Source organism: Vibrio sp. ECSMB14106 (genome assembly GCF_000972265.1).
Taxonomy (GTDB): Bacteria; Pseudomonadota; Gammaproteobacteria; order Enterobacterales; family Vibrionaceae; genus Vibrio; species Vibrio kanaloae.
Window position 1 is genome coordinate 1 of record NZ_LAUM01000051.1, and the last position, 18240, is coordinate 18240.

Annotated in this window: 8 protein-coding genes and 1 pseudogene; all 9 read right to left on the minus strand. The window is 43.8% G+C overall.

Going from position 1 to position 18240, the window contains the following annotated elements:
• Positions 1-368: 368 nt before the first annotated feature.
• Positions 369-1220, minus strand: a pseudogene (locus WR49_RS21240) (transposase).
• A gap of 350 nt (positions 1221-1570) precedes the next feature.
• Complete coding sequence (locus WR49_RS20305) at positions 1571-1783, minus strand: hypothetical protein (RefSeq protein WP_046225222.1); 213 nt, start codon at positions 1781-1783, stop codon at positions 1571-1573.
• A gap of 86 nt (positions 1784-1869) precedes the next feature.
• On the minus strand, positions 1870-4833 hold the full coding sequence (locus WR49_RS20310; RefSeq protein ID WP_046225223.1) for a transglutaminase-like domain-containing protein: 2964 nt from the start codon (positions 4831-4833) through the stop codon (positions 1870-1872).
• Between the two features lie 24 nt (positions 4834-4857).
• On the minus strand, positions 4858-10116 hold the full coding sequence (locus tag WR49_RS20315) for a choice-of-anchor A family protein (protein ID WP_046225224.1): 5259 nt from the start codon (positions 10114-10116) through the stop codon (positions 4858-4860).
• Between the two features lie 678 nt (positions 10117-10794).
• Positions 10795-12423, minus strand: a complete 1629-nt coding sequence (locus WR49_RS20320; protein ID WP_046225225.1) for a Tn7-like element transposition protein TnsE — start codon at positions 12421-12423, stop codon at positions 10795-10797.
• Between the two features lie 9 nt (positions 12424-12432).
• Positions 12433-13950 carry a TnsD family Tn7-like transposition protein gene (locus WR49_RS20325; RefSeq protein ID WP_046225226.1) on the minus strand — a complete coding sequence of 506 codons (1518 nt, stop codon included), beginning with the start codon at positions 13948-13950 and terminating at the stop codon, positions 12433-12435.
• Positions 13951-13952: 2 nt separating this feature from the next.
• Positions 13953-15611, minus strand: a complete 1659-nt coding sequence (locus tag WR49_RS20330) for an AAA family ATPase (protein WP_046225227.1) — start codon at positions 15609-15611, stop codon at positions 13953-13955.
• Positions 15611-17695, minus strand: coding sequence for a DDE-type integrase/transposase/recombinase (locus WR49_RS20335; protein WP_046225228.1), 2085 nt, complete (start codon positions 17693-17695; stop codon positions 15611-15613). Before WR49_RS20335 ends, WR49_RS20330 begins: the two co-directional genes overlap by 1 nt.
• The coding region (locus WR49_RS20340; protein WP_046225229.1) for a heteromeric transposase endonuclease subunit TnsA at positions 17682-18240 on the minus strand (559 nt) is incomplete at its 5' end. The genes WR49_RS20340 and WR49_RS20335, both read right to left, overlap by 14 nt.

Genomic DNA, 18240 nt, shown 5'->3' on the forward strand with positions numbered 1-18240 from the left:
TTGACCATTATGATGAATGTTACACCCTTGGGGATTCATAACAATAAAGTTTAAAACTTTTAGAAAGTGGTAAGACACCTCCTCTCTAGATACTTAATTATTAGTCAACCGCAGCCTCGCTTAGCAAACTTTTGGACAAATCATTGCTACTCGGCTTTGTTGCTTGATTCTGTGAGAAGGTGGTTAGCCCCATTGTACTTAAGCGATATACTGAGTTTCGGGGGCCTTGTTGCGTAATAGTGAATGTAGGCTGTTTTAGTACTATCAAACAGAACTATCAACTCCACCTACCGATTTCCAAACCGCCACATAAGAGATGAGCAGCCTAAAACTTGATAGATATAGGTGAAGAGTAGTCAATAATTCTTTTACGCAACAAGGCCAGTTTCAGGCATACCTAGCCCCGTAAGCTTTTTCAACCACTTTAATCAACGCGTAAGTCTCGCCAACCTAGGCGTTGAAGTTCCTCAGACTTAATTTACTCCCTAACAACTGTTTCACTCGATACAGCGCTGTCTCTCATAGTGAACGCTTATGATAATCGTACCGCATTTTAGATTTCTTGTTGGAGCCGTAGAGCCCCTAGCAACCTACCGCTAAGCTATGAGAGTATCCTTGCTCCCAGAAGGCCGCCACACTTCTCGTGCTGGGATGAGCGGAACCGCTCGCTTGATTCGTATCTCCTTGTGTTACAAGCGCTATCATCTGATATTGCGATGATCTTACGACGCCTGTGGTTGAGCAAGTGGGAAGCACTTCGGTATCGGTTACATTAGATGAGCTCAACTCTGCTTTTCCCGTCGGTATCATGCTTCTCTACCTTCAATTACCGTCGCGATAACCCCTGAGGAAAATGGCGTCAATGGACAGATATTATATTACCCCTCTGGTATTGGTTTTAAATGAAACCTCAACGTACTTGGATCGACGGCTTGTACATGTGTAATGAGGGCTAACAGACATAATATTGGCTTAAATACTAAGTCAAGAAAGCCTTGAAGTGATCTTAACGACATAGAAAAACGCACTTTACCATCAATGGCTAAGTCACTGAATCGGCGCGGTCTACCCCGTATACCTTGTTTGTTTTACTTATATTCGGTTATTGCTTCCTCATCAATCCAAAAGGTCAGAAAACCACGTTTTATCAGTGCGTTACTATATGACTTCCAGTTGGTTGTTTTGTAAAAAGGTTTAGACTTAAGGCTACGACGATTGATGAGTGTAGCCGATCAGATCGTAGCTTCTTAATTTAGTTCCATCGGATTGAACAAAATAACTACGCTAGAGTCATTTACAAAACCTAAACTTCTATCGATTACACGGCTGGAAAAATAAAAAAGTAAAAACCACCATAGAAGAAAATAAACATAATAAATGCCACTAATCCAGCAAAAAAATGCGATTTATTATCATAATAACTAATCCTGCCACCAGAAAAAAATATGTTTTTTGTTACAAGTGCACACATTACATTTAACAGCGACAACACAAAAGCAATAAAAAATAGTATTTCCATTATTCACCTTGGTTTATCAGATATAAAATAGATGGATAAAAACATTTCGCCTTAACAAATTAAGTTGAATAACTGATTAACTACTTCTATCAATCCAGAAACTGACACCAAGTAGATAAAGATCACCACTACAATGATAGCACGGCTATTTGAAGTAATTGATTTCCACTGCGCGGCACGATTAATAATACTGAAACCGACTAACATATACGAAAATATCAACAATCCACTTGCTAAGTATACCAGAAACGTAGATTCACTCATCTTGACACCATTATTTATTCACTCAGTAGAAGGCGATATATTTCGAGCCCCTGTTGACAGGGGCCCTTAAAATAACTCGAAGAGCGCTAAGGTTCCAATCTTTGGTCTGGGCATCGACTGCCAATCAAGGATATTACTTCCAACGCTCTGGAGATGACCAACCCAGCCATGATCCCGATGTAAAAGCCAAGAAACGCCAATGTCGGCAGGCCGACAAGTCCAAGCAAGAAAGGCAGTATCCCTATGATAACAAACAGAGAAACCATCATGTCACGGCAGAAGTCTGAACCATCGTTGTAAACCATCAGATCAAGCCACAATGACAACAACAACGTGGCAGCAATTATAAGGCTTACGACCAGCCCCCAAGGGCCCATAAACCCGGCTGCCAAGCCAACCCAGCTTAAAAATATCCCCATTTCCGGCCCCACAAAGCCTCCATTGGCACCGCCAGATATCTTATAAGCTCCAGAACCAGTGACAGGGTCTGTGATAATGTAGCCTGAGCCAGTCCAACCAACGACAGAAACGGGTTTCTCATGAACGGTAACTTCTTTACCCGATGCAATTGCACTGTTTATTTCAGCTCTTGCTTCATCATCGATTGCAATCTCACTGAGTAAAAACTGGTTGCTATCAGTCAATGTGTAAATTTTTTGACCTTGTTGACCAGCAATACCCAATGCTTTAACAGCACTAATACCTTGCGGATTGTTGGTACCATCATCCAGCATTTTTTCTGGTACTAAGTTTTCAAGATATGACGAAACCGCCCCTGTCTTACGGTGATAGTCTCGCCAGTCGTCCAGGCAGTTGTTCGCTGCTTCCGCATTGTTTGCCAGCCTATCAACATCCATTCCCAGCCCACCGGGAGAAACCCAACGAGGAACGCCAAAGAAGTAAGAAACGCTAAGATCAGTACTGAATGTACCGTAGCTAGGCTGAATATAGTTCACAACTTTTGCGGATTTCGCCAACAAGGTTTGTTGGAGGTTGACCATAGCATAATAGCTATGTATCCCTGTTTGCAGGAAAAGCCCTGCTGTATCGTGTTTGGTTAGCGTATCAATGTTTCCAGCACCCAGTTGTTGGCTGACAGCGGCATTTTTCGCTTTCAAATCTGCCAACATACCCGGCTCAATACCATGGTAGTCAATACCAATTGCTTGATACTCACCAGCGATGACAGGGCTGTCAGTTTTTTCCCATCCAAATCGGGGCGTCCAAAAGCCTTTAGAGGTATTAAGTTCTTCCCCTAGAGAAAAACTCCGATTTCCCGTCGCTACCACCTGCGTATCGACGAGAAACTCTGCGTCCATTTGAATTAATCCATACGGTAATTTCGCATTTGATGACGTCGCTTCGCTTTCACTTTGTGGCAGCTTAGCATTTAGCGTATCAATATCGGCCTGGGTAGCAGGTGTAAAATGCAGCGCCAACGTTTTACCTGCTAATGCAGGGAGCGACATTTCCACATTGAGGTAAGTGTTTAGGTAGTTATCGTTCAGCGTAAACCCAAACTTATGCCTTATATTGCTTGGTAGTTGAGCCAACGGCTGGCTGGCGACAACAGAAATGTATGGCAACGCCACAGGAAGCACTTCAGCTTCGGTTTTGACAATTTTCTTCCCTCCCGCTATGTCATTAAATTTCGCATTGGGATGGTTAAGCTGAATATAGTCTTCGACTTTCTTTTCCAGCTCCGAAACAAGTTGAGCGGCATAGGTTTGATCAAGTCCACGAACCGTTTTGTTCTCATGATCAACGTCAGCGGCTGCTGTTAGCGCGGCATACAATTGGTCCGGGTCAGTATCCATCGCTGCGTTTAGATCAATACCTTCCTCATGGGTGTACTGTTTGAAGCTAGGGTCTAATGCGACCCATTGCCCTTCAATTTGCGCTTCTACCCATACATGCTCCATCTTAAGGCGCTTTGCAACGCCGTTATGATCCGTAATCAGAACATTAGGTACGCCACCCTGACCAAGCAGATTTTGCAGTGCTTCGACATCTCTAACACCGCCAACCCAATTAAGTGCCTGACTAATATCAACTTCCACCGAGCCATAAACATAACGTGCAGGGGTGTTTGAAGCCCGCAGCAAACTGACCAACAGGCTGGCTTGGTCAATTGCCCCTCCCCGTTTGCTAAACAGGGTATAGTCTGCACCTTGAATCGAACCATGCGCCGGAACGTATTCTATGGTGTTGTAAACATAGTTGTAGATAGTCAACGGATCGTGATTCAGCTCTGTGGCTAGCTGTGTTAAGCGTTCAGTTACTTGGTTATCTTCATTAAACTGCAAGAACATGTCGGACGCTGGATCTGACGCATAGCTTGACACTGTGCGTGCATTAGCCTGATTGCTTTGGCTTGTGAGCCCAAGATAATCCTGAAGTGCTTCAACAGAAGAGGCTGGTTCGTGAACAGCAGAAGAAAGAGGGCCGAAAGGCAGTATTTCACTATCGTATTGGTGAGGAGCTGGACCCAGCTTTATCGATGCCAATAATTGATGCAGTTTACCCGCAAGCTCTTGAGACTCGGTGACAGAATTGAAATCTGCCTGACCGAGAGCGCTAGCAGCTTCCATCATTGAGTGATAATGCTTGAACATCATAGACAGCTGATCGCTGATCAATTTAACTTGCTGGACATCATTTGTCTTTACGGCCTCACCGAGCTGCTTTCGCAACGCATGTTCAGCTTCATCCTTTTGATCAGCGATGATGTCGACGGAATGCGAAACATAGCGTTGAAACTTTTCAGCTAGCGCCACACGCATCTTGTTTAGCTCTACTAAATTGTCATCACCCTCCTTGCCAGTAAAACTGGCAAGGTATTTGGAAGTATGTTGACGCAATGCCTCAACACTGTTCATCAGTTCTATGCCTACGTCCCTATTGTCATGATGCTCTTTCGCCGCGAGCATCGCCATCGCAGAATGCGAGTAGAAGACAAACAGGTAAAGCATCGCCACAGTTAAGGCTACCATCCGGAGAAAACCACCGGTATTTCGCCAGAACTCAAGCGCAATATTACTAGATTTCATATTTATATCCCTATATTCCGGTGGTTACTGCAAAGGTACGCGACAAATACGGCGATTAAACTCACCCGGCGCTGTCACTTCTATCGCGAAACGTTGAGTAACAGCCTTCCCAGTTAAGTCACTCACTTCCAGCTCCACGTCCTGCAACCCAATCTGCTTGTTGTTTGCTAACCATTGAACGAGTCCGGATTGACTGATGCCCATTCCTTCTGGCGCGCTAAGCAGACGATATCGCAATGCATCGCCATCAGGGTCACTCGCAACAACCTGATAAAGGTACACAGACTCAGTTCGGGCACGAAGTTTAGGTAAACTTGTCAACACTGGCGGTTGGCTTTCACCGAGATATTTAACGGTTAGATTGAACTTCTGAGTATCACTGTTCCCAACGGAATCAAACACCGAAACACTTACGTAATGATCACCAACATCGTTTTCAGTGACACTCCAGGTAAGAACGCCAGAGTTGCTGACCGCCATCCCTACAGGGCCTTCGTCAAGCTGATAACGTAAAGGATCATTGTCCAAATCAACCACTGTCATCGGGTACGCATAATCCATCCCGTTATACGCTGATAGTACTGGGGTACTCGTTATTACCGGCTCGTTTCCACTGTTTACACGAATGCTGTACATTTGCTCCGCATACGCACCATAGTTATCGTAAACCCTTAAAGTAACGGGATTACTTCCCTTCTGGTTGATTTCAGGAAGCCAGATTACCGTCCCGTTTCCAGAGACAGTCATTCCTGCTGGCGCTTCAATTAATCGATAAGTTAGGGCATCACCATCAGGATCCGCTGCAATAATAAGGTCCTGATAACTGGTCCGCACAAAGGCTTCAAGTAGAGGGACGGACGTAATGACAGGGTAAGCATTGTTTAACACTTCACGAACAGTAACATTGAAGCTTTGTGTGCTTTGCATACCGAAAGGGTCTTCCGCAACAACAACAAAGGTGTGCGTCCCCAACTGGGAAGCATTTGGTGTCCATTCGATTTCATTTGACGCTGTTAGTACTGCTCCTTCAGGAGCCGTTGCCAACGAGAACGATACCGGGTCACCATTTGGATCCTTAGCAGACACCAAGTACTTATAGGGGGTATCTATTGCTGCAATACCTGTTGGACTACTCGTAAACTCCGGTGCGGCGTTACTCGGATAGTAACTAAAGGTAAAGCTTTGCTCCGCAAATACACCGGACTGATCGGCAACTCGGATACGTACGCTGAACTTTCCGTCAAGTTGTGTACTGGCTGGCCATATGACTAAGCCATCCGTGTCTATCACCATGCCAGCAGGTGCTTCCATTAGCAGATATGACAGCGATTCACCTTCTGGATCGGAAGCCAATACCTGATAGTGTAAGTCCCCATTGCTCTGAACTTTCCAGCTTGGTTGGCTTGCTATGAGTGGTGGTTGATTTGCGGTTTCAACTACCTGTACATCGAAGCTCTGAGTTGTGACGAGTCCTCCGGCACTTCTCGCCGCAATCCTAACAGAATACGTCCCCGATTTACTTGGCTGCCACAATACCAAGTTGTTAGCATCAAGGGTCATTCCGTCTGGGAAAGCTTGCAGACTAACGTCTATTGGTTGTCCTAAGCTGTCCGATACCAACACTTGGTATGTGAACGTTTCGCCCAATTGCAGATACGTTGTAGGTGTGCTGGTAAACTCTGGAGCGTCTCCTGTGGTGACGGCAGAGATAACAAACGACTGGATGGCAGCTAAGTTTTTATCATCGATAACTTCGACGATGACGCTGTGTCCACCATCTCCACTGGCTTGATCTGGACGCCAGCTAATTTCACCCGTGTTTGCATCAATGATCATTCCTTCTGGTGACTCGATAAGCTGATAAACAAGACGGGCATTTCGATCGCTCTCTGCTACCACCTGATAGTAGTAACTCGCCCCTACCTGCGCTTGCAACAGCGGCTCACTGATAATTATTGGTGCTCGTAGGAAATCGAGAACATCAAATGAAAGCAGTGTCGTCGACTGCAGTCCCGCGAGATCTTGCACTGCAACTTCAGCCAACAGCTGCCCAACGTCAGATTGCGTTGGCTGCCACGTTACAACACCACTGGTGCCGTTAACACGCATGCCGGCAGGTGCATCAACAAGAGCGAATGAAAAATCATCCCCTACATTCGGATCAGAAACGTTCAACGCCAGTTGGAACTTCTCACCAACTTCAAGGACAACGGGAGGGACAGGTTCAATGACTGGTGCCTCATTGCTTTCCGTCACGTTAACCGCAAACCATTGTGTCGCTTCTGCCGCTTGACTATCCGTCACTTTAACTTTGGCAATCGCAGCGCGTGTCTCATTGTTATCGGTCAGGCACTCCTCATTACCACTAACAACGATGGTTTCAATATCATCACCCAAGGCGCTTTCTGGTATATCTTTTAACACCAATAGCTGACTGCTTTCTGCAGCGATGCTTTGAACATCAACCTGTCCAATAAACACACCCTGGCTATAGAAAGCAACTGCGAAAGGATGCGCTGTGTCTGCCAGACCCCGGTTGTTGAGCGTCGCAGCTAAATCTACCAACCCATTCTTGCTTTCTGAAAGCGTTATCCGGTTAACTTGTAAGTCCGCCTGATAAATAGGAGGGAGTTGATCTATGATCTCCTTAATCTTGATATCAACAATCGCTTCAGAGAAAGACTTCGCTCTAAGTCCCCCACTTCGCAGGAAATTAAGGTCCCAGGCTGCTCCCCCGCTTTCAATGGCCAAGTTCACGTAATCTCTTATACTGGCGCCAGAACCGCTTACAGCCCTTGTTCCACTACAGGTGTAGTAACTGCCACTGCCATCGGCTACAAAACCTATTCCTTCAGCTGTCATCCCCATTGCAGAACTGCCATCGTCACATCTGAACGATGAGTTAGTGACAGCATTAAGTAAGGTCCCGGTTGACTTGAGTTGCTCCAACATCTGTTGGTAAGACCAAGATAGGGTGACATCTCTATCTTCATCTGTGACAAGGATTAAGTTCTTCGCCGAGTCCGTCCTTAATGGGTAGGTGTCCAGCGTTCCTTTCATGGCTCGATAGCCATCTTCGGTTCCGCCATAGAGTCTTAGCTGCGCCGCTAAACGGCTAAAGCTGGCTGACTCCACCATTTTCTCCCCATCAACCACCAGATAGCGGGGCCCGCGTTCATATCCGATCAGACCATAAAGGTTCTTCGCTGTGTCTTCACCAACGCCCGCACCAGCCAGACCTGCTTCCAATGACGGCACCAGGTCTTTGAGCCAGTTGTGCTCCCCAGACATAGATCCAGACTCATCCACCACGACAAAAACATCTGCACTACCGCTCACGCGAGTGGTCGTTCCCTGAATGATTTTGCATTGCTGGTTAGTTTGCTCAAATCCCTGAGGTGGCAATAAGACGTTCTGCCACTGCACTTCTCCGGTAATAGGGTCAATTGTTATGTCTTTATGGCCATGCACCAGACTGAAATGCAGTTGTGTATCCTTGTCGTCCGTCGCTGTAACCTGGTAATGATAAGGCCGCTCTTTAGCAACCACTTCGACGGGTAGTGAGGTAATCTGTGGCGGTTCATTGGCCACCGAAACAACGGTTAGCTGGTATTGCTGATTATCGGTTAACCCCGGAGCATCTCTAACCTGAACACTTACTGTCGCCGGTGGCTCTATGCTTTCCGGCTTCCAGGTAATAAGGCCAGTATCCGCATCAATAACCATTCCCACTGGTGCGTCTAACAGTTCGAACGTCAGAGGATGAGATTCTTCATCTATCGCGACAACCTGATAGAGGTAAAGCTCTTGCAGCACGGCCTCAGAAATAGGTGCAGACACGATAACAGGCGCATTGTTACCCGGCGCAGTAACGTTAACATTGAAGCTTTGTCTGTCTTCAGCTTTACCGTCGCTAACAACGACTTTAACAAGATGACTACCTGTGTCTCCGTAAGAAATAGGCCATGTAATCAATCCTGTTTCAGCGTCGATTAGCATGTTTTGTGGCGCATTATCCAAACGGAATGAAAGTATATCCCCGTCTAAATCTATAGCGGAGACCATGTAGCTATACAGAGTATCTATGGTGCTTTCTGTAATAGGCGTCGACGTGATTTCAGGGGCATAATTAGATGGTGCATCTAATCTCACTGCAAAAATCTGGCTGTCAAACTCCCCTTTATCATCAGTCGCAATCACTTCGACTGGAAACTTACCAAAAGAAGACGCTGGAATGTATGTTGTAACCCAAGAAATCACACCAGTGATTGGATTGATCATCATACCATTGGGTGACTGCGCCAACGAGTACGTAATTGGATCCTGATCAGGGTCTGTGGCCACGACAACATACTGATATTCATCGGGCCAAGTAACTTGAGTGACCGGTGTTGACTCAATCACCGGTGGTTCATTGAAACTGACTAAAGTGGTCAAGTCTCCTTTAAACAACTCCCCGCCCAAGTGCATTGATCCAATCCACTGGTTCGCTATCACGGTTCCCATCAAATCGCCATGTGGTGCGTTAATATTTGCATTAGGAGCCAACACATGACCCTCAATTTTTATTCCTGCAAGATTCAACTCACTGGAGTCAGGGAAATTGAAAAGTACTCTTTCTCTGTGAACGGCAAGAGATGACATACTTTTATTCTGTACACGATTAAATCTCGTGCTGTCACCAAGCATGTTAATAATAATGGTCGCTTCTGGGGGAAGGCAGCTAAACTCAAAGGTATGAGCAGATTGGAATTGAGCACCATCAATATTAAATACTTGAACCGGAGAAGCACAATCACCTTCGAGGTATAACCCGCCCCACTGATATTTTGACTCACCAGTTACTTCCGCTGCAGCAAGCTGCCTTGATACTTCCTGATAGTATTCTTTCGACGAGAGTATGGAGTTTTCAAGAGCTATATTTTCAATACTAACACCATCAGGAAAACCAGCAATAACTGAACTACTAACTCCGCTAGCGTCGCCTTCAACACGTATTTTCCCTTGATAAAGGCGACCTAAACTAAAGTTAGCATCCCCTTCTACGAGCAAGCCAAAGTCGCTATAGTCTGGGGGCAAGCCAGCACCAATAGAATATCCACCAATGTCGAGGTTTCCACCAACTGCCAGCCCTCGCTGACTATTGCCGGATCCAGAGTTGAAGTCACTAAAAATATACCCACTAAAGTTAGTGGCAGGCCAAAGTAAATCATCATTTTCAGCGTTAGCAGAATAAGATGTTACATAAGCTAATGATAGTAAGAGGAGGTTCCTTTTCCTCATAGAATAGTCTTCCTTTATGGTTTTATTTCTATAACTAGGGGCTGTTGACCTTTCGCGGTTAAATTTGGTTCGAGGTATAGTCGTTTTAGGCACGGCGGAAAGTATGTAGCCTATTCATTCTAAGCAAATGCTCTCCAACAAAGCATAAAACGATTTTAGCGGGGGGGGGCCAGCTCAAACCCTTCGGGCAGTCTTTGTGGTTCATTTTTACTGCGTTATCGGCTTTTCATATAGGCTAGCTACACGTCAAAATCTCTGCTTTGTATAAATTTCCCACTAAGTGCTGTAAAAGCCAGATAGAAAGGTCAACAGTCCCTAATAACAAATTGATTATTTTATGTAGCGTTACATTTCCCTATGCTCAGTACATTACATTAATCAACCATCTGGAACATTTACAAACCAACATTTTTCGACTAACAACACACGAATGCTGAATAATAAAAATACAATTTACATAATAATGCGAGCTAAAAATATTAACATGAGACAGTCAACATTTTCCTTAAATGCCAGCATCTAAGCCATTACTGGTATCCATTAGCTGAAATAATCTGAACTAATAACTTTAAGCTGGAAAATTTACAGGATTGCAAACTGAAAAAGGGAGGACTTTCGAATTAGACAGTGTCACGAGCATCTGTGATTACGGGTATCTTAACGACATAGCAAAAAACTCTATAGCTTCTCAGCGACCCTTCCTGCCCAATCTAAGATTGATTCGGTTGGAATACCTGTCGGGTGCCCCTCTACTGACTTAGGGTGAGAAATGCCAATATGCTTTTTGAAGCCAAACATGGTATCCATTTCTTGTGTTGGCCATCCAAGAGACTTTGTCACCACACCTGTTTTGATTCGAGAAAACTGCTCTTTCCAATTGCGTGTATCAATCTGCCGTATACATTTTGTAGAGATCCATTTACTCAGGCCAGTTACATCAACTTCAAGCAAGTAATTCACATGACCATTTCGCTCCACGACAACGCAACGAATCGTTCTCTTTGCATCAGAGTCAATCAAGTGGCATTTACTACGTCCAACCTGATCCAGCTCATGAGTGTAAGAGTCAATGATTGTGCAGGCGTATTTTTCCTCTAGCATTTGCACCATCATGTTAAAGGCCGTAAAACGAGAAGCATACTCCTCAGATTTATCAGTACAATCTTGCATACCTCCGGCCATGTCTGCCGAAGGTATCTCACCATTACTGCCAGGCTCATTAGTACTGACCTTCTCACCAGCTTTCTTAGCTGTATCTTTGCTTCTATCTGGCCGATGACTCCTTTTTGGCGTTGTTGCTTTCGACGTTGAAAAACGATTTTTAAACCTTACTGAACAGGTATTTTCTCCCAGCAAGAATGCTTGATTTGCATCCGAAGCCTCGCGATCATCATCAATCATATGATCTTCTGGGCGCTCATACGGTTCAGGGCCTTCACCACCAATCGTCGGCTCTTGGCCTTCATCTGCATGCGTAAATGATGGGTTGTGGAAGTAGATCTTAGACGGCATTTGTGCGTTAATTTCAATATCCGTGATCTTTTCAACCAAAAAGTAGCGGCCACTTACATCAAGCCTACCGTCATATGAGAAAGACCACCCAGACATTTGTGGCGGATCAAAGTGAAATAGCCAACGCTTATATCCCGCAGATACATCTTGTTCCTTTTCGACGTTGAAATATCTAAAAATCGACTCAAATGAACGCTTTGCATTGCTATCAATAAGTAACCAACTCAACATGGATCTTGTTGCTGAATCATTGAATGCCGAAGGAGGAAAGTTTGATGTTTGCAACACTTCGATATTGGCATAGTCCTCCTTGGTGTTTACTTCGACCTTGAAGTCTGTAAGCAAACGAGAAGACATTAATGACGCTCGCGATAAGTACGAGCTGGCATAAAATAGAACCCTTGCCAGCTCAAGCTGAGGAATAACCAGTTTAGGGGCAGCGCCTCGATCTAATACAAATGCATGTTGCTCTGACTCTTTCTTTCTCAAAGAATCTGCTGACTCTGAGTCGGGGAACTCACTCAAAGTACTGTGCCGAAAGAACTCATGACTTCTAAATGTATGACGCCCTCGTTTGGCGTAGCTTTCTGACAACCCTCTTTCATTAATTATTTTTCCTCGGTACAAAGCTGGGACGTTAGAAAATGCGGTCGCATGAAAGTTATTTTTCTTCTGAGGTGGATAACACCAAACTTCAATTAAAGGCCGATAAGACTTATCATTTGCTCGTACTAATACTTTACCTGTATGGACTATACGTACATCATCGTCACACTTGTAAAACCTAGCTCCCATATCATTTCCTTATTTATAATCTGATCCTGTAGTTACCCAGCCAAGTAAATCTGCGATAACTGGCATTATTCTTTCGTTGGGAAGGCTTGCTGAACGCATCAATTGCCAGCGACTCATTCCTGAACCTATTTTTGATTTTGCGATTACAGCTATGACTAGCCGACGAGCTTGAAACTCAAAGACGCTTTCTTGATACCGATTCAAAGCAAGAGATAGCAAGGGTAATAAGTTCAGTTTTTTGCTCACCGAGCCGTAATCATCTAGCTGCTTAAGTAAGAAATTTTTGCTTCTTCGAGGGCCATCAATAACTGTATCTAATCGTTCGACAATCCTGATAAGCTGCTTAGTTAGTGATCGGTCTCTTGCGCTCCACTCTACTTTTTTGTGCCTTACATGCGATTGGGATTGATGGACTCGATTGAAAGCTAATAGCCAATCTCTATCATTTCGGTACAACCAAGCATACAGTGCACCACCACCTGGAAGTTTGCGTGCTTTCTTAATAGGGGTCTTACCTATTAAGTTACGCCATAGCTTACGTTTTTCTTCACTTGGATTTGGCTCAAGATGAGCATTGTCCTTCGGGAGAGATACTGTCACTTTATCTTTTGATTTTACTTCTTTTATGATTTCACTAGCCGACATTTCAGGAATAAAAGCAGACCAAACCGTTAAGTGCTGTAGATAGCTAAAAGCTTTACGATGATGGCGAAATAACGTGCGAAGCCAATTAGTCTCTCTATCAGGATTAATGGTTAGCTCAGGGGTAACGATCTTGCTTACAACTAAGTCTGCAATCTTATCGTGAGCAACCTGTTTAGTGCCTTTTCCACACCCAAAGTCGTGCGCTAGATGATTGTAGAAAAGACTCCATTGACGCTGAGTCGGAGAGTCTTGGGCTGGTAAGCATATTACCTCTTTAGCTTTGTTGGCCAAATAAGCAACCTGCTGCTCCGCTTTATCCGTGGTATTACTTAAAAGGGGCTGACATTGTATTCGGCCACATGCATGGTACGTGTGCCTACTATCATGGTAAGAGGTTGTCGATTGACTTAGAAGTCCATGCTTAGGGCAGTAAGGTAAAGATGGCAAAAACCACAATCTAGACCAATAACTTTCCCCATATTTTTGCTTTTGTTCCGCGACACAAGCTGGGCAAACACAAAAGTTATCCGACGTTTTTACAATAGAAGCTGGGGCTCCTAGCATTAGATGAACAGAGCCCTTAGCGCAATGTTCCATTCGCTCCATCGCTCTAATCCTAATGCTTTCATCAACAAAAGGAGCGTAAATCGGGAACATTGTATGTTCATAAATAAGCTGTTGGACGTCAAATCGTCCCGTGTTAACTAGCTGCTCTGATATCGAAGACAAATGACTAGGCAGGTCAATTGTCGCAATCACTTTTCTGTCACCATACACTTCATCTAGTAGCTGTTTAGAACTTGTAATCGCACTGCGAATTCCAGCTCTAGCCACCAAGCTATAGATTAATTCATCTGGATAAGGGACAGGGAAGCAGTGCAATATTAAACCGCCTTTTCTAACAGTGACTGAATGTCTAGAATCAAACCCGACTTTGACATTGCGGTGTACACTTCATTATCAGAATCAGATTGAGAGTGAACAAACCTCAAATCCTCACTATCAAGGGTATGCCACTGAGTCTGTTTGATTGCGGATGCCCTCTTGCCCTTACTTAGCTTAGCCTCTTTTTTAGATTTTAACGGCTCAGGATTGGCAAGTTGCTCATGTACCAGTGGCAGTAAGCTTATCCATGTCAAATCAGGATGTTGTTCAAATAGCTGTCGTATTACAGGAGCTAAAAGCGTTGAGTCAAACTCATCTTTTAGGGCCATATATACACGTCGCTCTTCATCGGTTCTGAGCTGTTGATATGCAAACTCCTCTGGTGTCTGCTGAACAGTTGTTGCTACCTGTTTTTGCAACTCAAGTAACCGTTTATCAGTGTTGCTTAGTTTAAGGTCTGAAAACTTAATCATTTCTTCGACATCACCCGAGCGAAGAGCAGCTAGCATTGGGTGAACAGGTTTTAATTCATCCTCGTAAACCTGTTGCATTAATTTAGGTGTGATCCTTTCTACTTTTGTCGCGATTGCTCTTAGCTGACACAAGACATATAGCTTAACCACAATATCCAAGACACCTTGGCTTAGGTCATACCATAGAGAACGAATGTCATCCGACAACACCTCATCACGTTTTTGTAGCCATTGAAGAGTCCATAACTTATCCGTGAGCGCTTTCCATTCTCTTCCTTCTTCCATTGGATCCCAAAAAATCGCTCCAAGACCAGAGCCTCGCCTTGCAGATCTCATATCAGCCTCAAATATCTCGCGGGCTCGTGGTGTTCCAACCAAAATCACAGGAAGGCCAATGGTATTTACTAATGTCACAAAGAAATTAAGCATTTTCTCAGAGCCACCAGAGCGAGAACGGCTAAGGTGCTGTATTTCATCGATAATAAGAACACCTACTGCATGAGCATTTGCAACCTGAGCCATTGCAGCTAAAAGTGTTTCAATACTGGGTCTTTTGCTCATCGAGTATTGTCTTTCGTAGTTGGATGTTCCTAATGCCTTATCCATCGCACGAAAAAAATTCAAGCACAGCTCTTTAAGCGAACCATCATGGGAGCAGTCAATTTTTAGATAAACGACTTGCTCAAGATTTCTGTCAGGGTGGTAAATAACTTGAGGGTATAACGACAAAAGCTGCTTGATCGCTGTTGTTTTGCCATTTCCGCTACACCCTATCAATGTCATACTTTGGGCTGTAGAACTAACTTCCGTGAACTTGATCGCCTTCAAATCACCAGATAAAACTCGCTCGTAACCATTTTGTATGTGCCTTGCCCAGTCACCTGTTTCGGGGTTTCTTCCAACATAGCCACGCCGTATCATCAATGAAAGTCGTTCATGCAACTGTATGTGCTGACTGAGGGGCTGAAAAAAATCATCTATAACACGACAGATACTATGCGCTCTTTCGATGCCATTTCGATGGATATCTTCTGCGGTACACCTTAACGAGCCCTTCAGAGCAATCGAGTCGTCTAGGAAACTATTTATCGGTGGTAATGCCTCTATCAGCGGGTTATTCCGATAAGCTGAGAGCGTAGCACTTTGATAGACGGCTACTACACGATGATCTTGGCTTTTCTTCATCAGCTATCATCCTCATCATCAAATAGCTCCGGTATGAAGTCAGGAAGTTGATAACTTTCCTCCTCTCCCTTTATAGGTATCACCGATGCGACTTCTTCTTGTTTAGTCCTGGCGGGCTGTATTGCTAACTCTTTTCTTTCTTGCTCTCGAACATTCAGTTTGTTGTCTTTAATTTCGTTTATCTTTTGTGCATTACTCAATGTACTGGTTTTACGATTCTTTGTAGCTTTCTTCAGTTTCTTTTCAAGAAGATCATCAAAATTTCGTTCTACGGGTGCAAATTGATACTTAGCTTCAGCTAAAATCTGCTTTTGAGCTGCTTGACGTTCCCATACTTGATACAAAGTTAAATCACGGAACTCTCTACTTCGACTAGAAAGATCACAAACCCAAAATGTATTTTTTCCTTCTTCAGGAAACAGATATATGTGATTAGCAGAACCAAGCTCATAGGCTGCAAATAGTTTTTTAGGTCTAGATACTTCCGAAGAACGGTGCATCCAACCTGTCTGAATAATTTCTTTTCCTGTGTAGGTTAATCCCCATAACTTTATGCCCAATTCAGATACAGTGACTTTTTGACGAGGTAACAGCAGTATTTTGGCAATATCCGTATCAATAGCTCGTAAACGCCCAGTACGATTCTGTAGGCCCCACCTCCAAAGCTCAATAGGGAGCGATGGAAGGCTTTCTGGCATATCAGGAGCACGATCGTACTTTTCTAAAGGTTTATTCAAGTTGTGAGCAAGTATTGAATAAAGTAATATCTCAACAAAGTCAGATCTCGCCACAGCAGCTTCAACTCTATAATCTTTTTCACCGTGCTTCTTAACCTTGTTACCAGTTACGACACCTGGCATATAGGGCTTAAACTTAGCTTGTAACGTGCCAAATGATCTCTCGACAATGCCTTTAGCATCGCCTCTTCGAGGTGGAGCACTTTCAAGACGTACACCAATAGCATCAACCAAATAATTTGCTTGGTGGCTCATCAATTCACCGCGATCAGCCAGCAACACATCGGGAATACCTATACATGGCCACTGTTCTTCTGAAATATCGATACCATACTTTGCGCAAGTTTCTACTTTGCTGCTAAAGCTGCATATCAGAGCTTTCATTGCAACGGGGAAAGATGGGTTATCGAAACCAATATAAAAACCTGCAACCATACGACTAAAAACATCAATGACCATATAAATCGTCGGCCGACCGATTACCTTGTCTGCATCGTCATCATCGACCAAGTAAATATCTGCAATGGTGGCATCAATCTCATATCGACTCCCTGGGCCTAAAACTTGCTCAGTTGCAGTTCCATGTAGTGGCCTAACATCTTTGTTGTAATTGCCTTGAGGTGTTTGAACGGTAAGCTTTGTGACCTTGCTATACTCGGTTTTGTAGAAATATCTAAATTGGCGGAGTGTTGGAATTTCATGCTCTTCAACACCAGGGTTCTTTAGCTTATATGCTTTTGCAAACTTCCTATGTGCATAAGCAACGGAGTTCCCTTTATCATTCATCAAATATTTATCACAAATAATTCGGAACTGTTTTCTGATTTCTTCAGTGACTTGTTTGCCATCACCGACACCGTAAACCCTAGATTTACCAGCTTTATTTGTTGTGAAGTTTCTTCTCTTTCCGGCTGCACCTGAGTTTTTGTAATCTGGTATTAGGGAATTTTTTATTTGTCCACGCTGCCAAAATCTCCGAACTAAACGATAGATGGTCGATTTGGTTTTATTTGAATTGGCAACCGCATGACTAACCCTTTTTGCTCGAACCCTTTTGTCAAACGCTCCTTCACCATCTACGATAGGCTTAATCAAATCAAAGTCGTTCTGCCTTTTCTGATATGCATTTGACTCGTTGGTCCAAGACTCTCCTTGAAGGTATGAATAAGGGTCAGGAATTTGTTCTATACGCCCTTCATCGACCCAGTTGCGGCATTCATCAAAATAGACTCTTTCCGGTAAACCTTTATCCTCATCAATAGCAATCCAATAGAAGTAACTTGTCTCGGTAAAAAGCACGCGGTAAGCCTTACCGTCAAACGCTAGAGTTTCGTTAACCGGCCACATTACGATGCCCTCCGAACACAGATACGCTTCTAAACGCAATTTCTTTCGCTTTCAAACTATGAAATGGTAAACGAATATCGAACGTTATAAGCCTTGCCGCACACATTAAACGAATATCATAAAGCGACTGACCAAGATCTTGCTGGTATGCCATGTCATACTCTTTACACAGATCAACGACTTTTCTTTCTGGGTATTGAACAAAATAAGCACTGATATGCTCAAAAGTAAGCGATAGCTCATCCGTTATTACTTCATCAAAGTACCCCTTAACGCCGTATAACCACTCAATATTCGATACGACTGTTTTGTCTATCTCATTATCTGTTACGAGAAACCAGGGGATTTTTTTTAGCCGCCAATAACGGCGTTCTATTTCAAGCTTTTCAATGGTTCTTGGGTCTTTTAAATCTTTGGAGTACTTTGCTTGAATAGCAAACTTGGGCTGAGTTTTATAAGCGGTGTTAACCAAAAAATCTGAGGACATGACAAGGTTTATGTAGTGGTCAACTAAAATTGGCCACGGTTTTAGAGTTTTCCCAATA